At 40.3% G+C, this 856-nt stretch carries 4 tRNA genes; all 4 read right to left on the bottom strand.

The annotated features are described in order from the left end of the window. Window positions 1-145: 145 nt before the first annotated feature. The 4 genes from I6F65_RS21445 to I6F65_RS21430 all read right to left on the bottom strand — a co-directional run bounded on the left by I6F65_RS21445 (window position 146) and on the right by I6F65_RS21430 (window position 550). A tRNA-Met gene (locus I6F65_RS21445) sits at window positions 146-222 on the bottom strand. A 5-nt stretch (window positions 223-227) separates the two neighbouring features. After that, window positions 228-302: transfer RNA gene (locus I6F65_RS21440), tRNA-Gln, on the bottom strand. Between the two features lie 39 nt (window positions 303-341). Then, window positions 342-426 (bottom strand) — tRNA-Leu (locus I6F65_RS21435). Between the two features lie 47 nt (window positions 427-473). Continuing rightward, window positions 474-550: transfer RNA gene (locus I6F65_RS21430), tRNA-Met, on the bottom strand. Between the last annotated feature and the right edge of the window lie 306 nt (window positions 551-856).

The raw sequence follows: 856 nt of genomic DNA, 5'->3' as shown, positions 1-856 counted from the left end.
CAACCGAAGTTACTGGAACCTAAATCCAGCGCGTCTACCAATTCCGCCACTCCCGCATCGTTTGTGTAATAAAACACAGGTAGTTATTTTAAACTCTTCATTGAGTGCAATTTAACTCTTGCAGAGCCATTTCAAAAAGAAGAAATGGTGGCTAAGACGGGATTTGAACCTGTGACCCCATCATTATGAGTGATGTGCTCTAACCAGCTGAGCTACTTAGCCATTGTTGGCTGGGATACCAGGATTTGAACCTGGGAATGCCAGGATCAAAACCTGGTGCCTTACCGCTTGGCGATATCCCAACAATAACAATTGATAGTTTTAATTCTTATCAAGAATTATGGTGCGGAAAGAGAGACTTGAACTCTCACATCCTAAGATACTGGAACCTAAATCCAGCGCGTCTACCAATTCCGCCACTCCCGCACACAAGGTAGTTATTTTAAACTCTTCATTGAGCAACAAAAAAATAATGGTGGCTAAGACGGGATTTGAACCTGTGACCCCATCATTATGAGTGATGTGCTCTAACCAGCTGAGCTACTTAGCCATCTTTTTTTGTTAGCACATCATCGCTGAGTGCGGGGCGTATTATGCTGATATGACCCAAATTCGTCAACACCTTTTTTGCAAAAAAACACTTAACATGGTTTGTTTGCCGGAAAATTAAGCTAACAGGCTAAATTTTAATAAAAATGCTGTTTTTTTAACTGCCTTTAAGGCGCCGAATCTTAATTAAGCCTGTACTTCTTTAATTAAGCGATATTACAAAGATAGACTAGGGCGTGTTGATCTTTGCGGTATAAAAAACAAACAGCATGAGGATGAGGTATAATTGAATTCGCTAAAAAACGTT

Source organism: Pseudoalteromonas sp. SWXJZ94C, from assembly GCF_015864385.1.
Taxonomy (GTDB): Bacteria; Pseudomonadota; Gammaproteobacteria; order Enterobacterales; family Alteromonadaceae; genus Pseudoalteromonas.
The sequence above is the reverse complement of the archived record's forward strand: the minus strand, read 5'-3'. Positions and strand labels throughout refer to the sequence as shown.